The sequence below is a fragment of the Bradyrhizobium sp. genome (genome assembly GCF_019242285.1).
GTDB lineage: Bacteria > Pseudomonadota > Alphaproteobacteria > Rhizobiales > Xanthobacteraceae > Bradyrhizobium.
Genome location: NZ_JAFAVV010000184.1, coordinates 1 through 4,401, shown reverse-complemented (window position 1 = coordinate 4,401; position 4,401 = coordinate 1). Strand labels below are relative to the sequence as shown.

Annotated in this window: 7 protein-coding genes; 6 read left to right on the top strand and 1 reads right to left on the bottom strand. The window is 64.0% G+C overall.

The genetic code is table 11. The features are described from left to right. The first annotated feature begins 4 nt into the window (after positions 1-4). The 3 genes from infC to rplT all read left to right on the top strand — a co-directional run bounded on the left by infC (position 5) and on the right by rplT (position 1,556). Positions 5-544 carry a translation initiation factor IF-3 gene (gene infC / locus JOY90_RS06975; protein ID WP_291690414.1) on the top strand — a complete coding sequence of 180 codons (540 nt, stop codon included), beginning with the start codon at positions 5-7 and terminating at the stop codon, positions 542-544. Positions 545-928: 384 nt separating this feature from the next. Then, entirely contained in the window at positions 929-1,129 is a 201-nt protein-coding gene (gene rpmI / locus JOY90_RS06970) for a 50S ribosomal protein L35 (RefSeq protein ID WP_225704061.1), read from the top strand. A 67-nt stretch (positions 1,130-1,196) separates the two neighbouring features. Beyond that, a complete protein-coding gene (gene rplT / locus JOY90_RS06965; protein ID WP_291690413.1) occupies positions 1,197-1,556 on the top strand; it encodes a 50S ribosomal protein L20 in 360 nt (119 codons plus the stop codon). On the opposite strand, the gene JOY90_RS06960 is transcribed toward rplT, so the two are convergent. Beyond that, positions 1,557-1,871: a hypothetical protein gene (locus tag JOY90_RS06960; protein WP_291690412.1), complete on the bottom strand. Its 315-nt coding sequence runs from the start codon at positions 1,869-1,871 to the stop codon at positions 1,557-1,559. A gap of 263 nt (positions 1,872-2,134) precedes the next feature. Here JOY90_RS06960 and pheS point away from each other — a divergent pair, with 263 nt between their 5' ends. The 3 genes from pheS to ytpR all read left to right on the top strand — a co-directional run. Beyond that, positions 2,135-3,217: a phenylalanine--tRNA ligase subunit alpha gene (pheS, locus tag JOY90_RS06955; protein ID WP_291690411.1), complete on the top strand. Its 1,083-nt coding sequence runs from the start codon at positions 2,135-2,137 to the stop codon at positions 3,215-3,217. A gap of 104 nt (positions 3,218-3,321) precedes the next feature. After that, on the top strand, positions 3,322-3,798 hold the full coding sequence (locus JOY90_RS06950; RefSeq protein WP_291690410.1) for an endonuclease domain-containing protein: 477 nt from the start codon (positions 3,322-3,324) through the stop codon (positions 3,796-3,798). Further along, positions 3,795-4,401, top strand: a 607-nt coding sequence (gene ytpR / locus JOY90_RS06945) for a YtpR family tRNA-binding protein (protein ID WP_367276887.1), incomplete at its 3' end; no start/stop codon positions are given. The genes JOY90_RS06950 and ytpR, both read left to right, overlap by 4 nt.

Below are 4,401 nucleotides of genomic sequence, written 5' to 3'. Positions count from 1 at the left end.
AACCATTCGCCGTCCCAATAGAGCCCCGCCCGCTGCCACCAAAGACGGGCCGCGCACCAATGATGAGATTCGCAACGCGCAGATTCAGCTGATCGATCAGAACGGTACCAACCGGGGTACCGTCGAGACCATGATGGCAATCAAGATGGCCGTCGAGGCGGGCATGGATCTGGTGGAGATTTCGCCGAACAACATTCCCCCCGTCTGCAAGATCATGGACTACGGGAAGTACAAGTATTCGGCACAGAAGAAGGCCGCGGAGGCCCGCAAGAAACAGAAGGTCGTCGAGATCAAGGAGATCAAGCTCCGGCCGATGATCGACGATCACGACTACGACGTGAAGATGCGTGCGATGCAGCGCTTCTTCGAGGAGGGCGACAAGGTGAAGATCACCTTGCGCTATCGCGGCCGCGAGATGGCGCACCAGGAGATCGGCACCAAGCTGCTCGACAAGGTGAAGGCCGACGTCGCCGAGTTCGCCAAGGTCGAGCAGGACGCCAGGTTCGAAGGCCGCCAGGTCGTCATGGTGCTGGCGCCGCGTTGATCCGTCCGAAGTCGCTGAACTGAGTTTCAGATCACCGAATGAAACCGGCCCGTCAGACAGTTTGGCGGGCCGTCTTGTTTTCTCGTTTCAGCCCGCGTCGCCTGCCACATCGCGCTGCAACGTCGCCGAAGGCTCGGGTCCGGGTGATGCGGCGCGGCCATGGATCACCCGAGCCGGGCCAAGGGTTCATCGTTGCCAATTCGTCGATCCTCTGCCATAAGCACGGCCTTCAACCGCCCGGCTGAACAAGGGCTGCCGTGGCGGTTGTGTTCGTCGGCCTTTGTCCTTTTTGGAAAAGCCGCGCGTTTTCAACGCTCTAACGAGCATTTCGCCGCCACGCCGCCCTCTCGGGCGGTTTCGTGCTGGGGCCAAGAGGAGAGCCAAATGCCCAAGCTGAAGACCAAGTCCGGCGCCAAGAAGCGCTTCAAGGTGACCGGCACCGGCAAAGTGATGCATGCCCAGCGCGGCAAACGCCACGGCATGATCAAGCGAACGACGAAGCAGATCCGTCAGCTCCGCGGCACCCGCGTGCTGTTCAAGACCGACGGCGACAACATCAAGAAATACTTCCTGCCGAACGCCTGATCACGTCCGCCTGAGCCGGGCCGCGCGAGCGCGCCCTCCGTCATCTCTTGACCGAAGGATTTCCGTCATGTCTCGCGTCAAACGCGGTGTGACCGCCCACGCCAAGCACAAGAAAGTCTACAAGGCCGCCAAGGGCTATTATGGCCGGCGCAAGAACACCATCCGCACCGCCAAGCAGGCGGTCGAGAAGGCCGGGCAATATGCCTTCCGCGACCGCAAGCGGAAGAAGCGCACGTTCCGCGCACTGTGGATCCAGCGCCTCAATGCCGCCGTCCGTCCGTTCGGCCTGACCTATAGCCGCTTCATCGACGGGCTCGCGAAGTCGGGCATCACCGTCGACCGCAAGGTGCTGTCGGATCTCGCCATCCACGAGCCCGCGGCCTTCCAGGCAATCGCCGAGAAGGCCAAGGCGGCGCTGCCGGCCTGATCACTCGCGGGTCGCCTTTTGCGCCCGGCGCGAATAGCGCTGGGCGACCTCGGCCCGGCAGAAGGCGGTGAAGGAGAGGTACATGGTGCCGGACTGGTTCCGGTATTTGCCGTCGCAGACCTTGAGCTCACGCCGGTAGGATTGCTGCTGTTGCGGCTTGAGGCGGATCAGGAAATCCGCTTCGCACGTCTTCTCGACCGCCGCGCCGAGTTGCACGTCGTCGCTCGTGCCGAATTCGCAGTCCTGAAATATCTTCATCGCACGCTCGCAGCCCGGCGCTGCCTCGATGGCGGCGACGATCTCCTCGAGGGTCATCGATTTCCTGACAGACCGCGGCGCCCGCCGGTGACGCGCCCAGGACAACGAGGACGGCCAGCGCCGCCGCGCGGACTCGCAGATTCATGGTGATGTTCTCCTCGATCTCCTAGGTGGCCGAGCGGGCGGACGGGTTCAACGGCGCCGGACGGCTTCGCTGCGCTTTCAGCGGGTCGTTTTGGCCTTGACGTTGACGCCTGAGGGCGGCCACAACCCGGCGGCCCGCTGAAGCCCAGGGAAGCTGAAGCCCAAGGAATTTGACCGTGTCCGATCTCGCCGCGCTCGAACAGACCATCCTCAACGACATCGCCGCCGCCGGCGACGAAACGGCGCTGGAGGCCGTGCGGGTATCGGCACTCGGCAAGAAGGGCTCGATCTCGGCCCTGCTTGCCACGCTCGGCAAGATGTCGCCCGACGAGCGCAAGACGCAGGGCGCGGCCATCAATCTCGCCAAGGACACGGTCACGGAGGCGCTCGCCGCGCGGCGTGACATCCTCAAGGCCGCTGCGCTCGATGCACGGCTCGCCAGCGAGACGGTCGACGTCACGCTGCCGGTGCGGGAGCCGCCCGCGGAGGTTGGCCGTCTCCATCCACTGAGCCAGGTCACTGATGAGCTGACCGCGATCTTCGCCGACATGGGCTTCGCGATCGCCGAGGGGCCGGACATCGAGACCGACGACTACAACTTCACCAGGCTGAACTTCCCGGTCGGCCATCCCGCCCGCGAGATGCACGACACCTTCTTCTTCCATCCGAAGGAGGACGGCTCGCGCCTGCTGCTGCGCACCCACACCTCGCCGGTGCAGGTGCGCACCATGCTATCGCAGAAGCCGCCGATCCGCGTGATCTGCCCGGGCCGCACCTACCGCATCGATTCGGATGCGACTCACACGCCGCAATTCCACCAGGTCGAGGGTCTCGTGATCGACAAGGGCTCGCATCTCGGTCACCTGAAATGGATCCTGCACGAGTTCTGCAAGGCCTTTTTCGAGGTCGACCATATCAACATGCGCTTTCGGCCGTCGTTCTTCCCGTTCACCGAACCGTCGCTCGAAGTCGACATCCAGTGCCGCCGCGACAAGGGCGAGATCCGCTTCGGCGAGGGCGAGGACTGGCTGGAGATTCTCGGCTGCGGCATGGTGCATCCGAACGTGCTGCGCGCCTGCGGCATCGATCCCGACGAATATCAGGGCTTTGCCTGGGGCATGGGCATCGACCGCATCGCCATGCTGAAATACGGCATGCCCGATTTGCGTGCCTTCTTCGACGCCGACGTGCGCTGGCTCGCCCACTACGGCTTCCGCCCGCTGGATTTTCCCACGCTCGCGGGAGGACTGAGCTCTTGAGCGCTATCTCAATTTGCCCCGCCGCGTCCACGCAACCGGTGAAGCTCCCTCTCCCGCTTGCGGGGGAGGGCTGGGGCGGGGGTGTCTCCGCATCGGAGGGGTCGATGGACGAGGAAGGAAACCCGACCTGGAAAGTGTCTTCGAAGTTGCGCGCGAATGCACGCGCCCTTTGGAAAAACTCGACCGACGCTGAACGAATCCTGTGGTCCGAACTACGCGGTCACCGACTAGGCGGCGCAGGTTTTCGCCGCCAGGTCCCGATCGAGAACTATATAGCCGACTTCATCTGCCACGCCGCCAAGCTCGTTATCGAGCTGGATGGCGGGCAGCATTTTTCCGATGAGGGCGAGCAGGCCGATAAGCGTCGCTCGACGGTGATCGAAGCGAAAGGCCTCAAGGTGCTCCGCTTCAGCAATCACGACGTGATGACAAATCGCGGCGGCGTTCTCGAAACAATCGCGACCGCCGTCGCGGAGAGAGCCCCCACCCCGACCCTACCCCGCATCCGCCTTCGCCAAGGCTTCGGCGGACAAGAGCGGGGAAGGGAACAGACCGTTCGTGCAGCAAAGCAAATATCATGAAATTCACCCTCTCCTGGCTGAAGGATCATCTCGACACCGATGACTCGGTCGAGAAGCTCGCCGACAAGCTCACCATGATCGGGCTCGAAGTCGAGAGCATCGAGGACAAGGCCAAGCGGCTTGCGCCGTTCACCATCGCACGGGTGATCTCCGCCGAGCAGCATCCGAACGCCGATCGCCTGCGCGTCTGCATGGTCGACACGGGAGACGGCGGTGCACCCGTGCAGGTCGTCTGCGGCGCGCCGAACGCGCGCGCGGGCCTCATCGGCGTGTTCTCGGCGCCCGGCACCTTCATTCCCGGCAAGAACATCACGCTGTCCGTCGGCACCATCCGCGGCATCGAGAGCCACGGCATGCTGTGCTCGGAAGCCGAGCTCGAGCTGTCGCAGGACCATGACGGCATCATGGAATTGCCGGCCGATGCGCCGATCGGCAAGCCCTATGCCGCGTGGGCGGGCCTCGGCGATCCCGTGTTCGAGATCAACCTGACGCCGAACCGGCCGGACTGCACCGGCGTGCACGGCATCGCGCGCGATCTTTCCGCCGCCGACATGGGCAAGTTCAAGGACCCCGCCATCAAGCCGGTGAAGGGCCAGTTCCCCT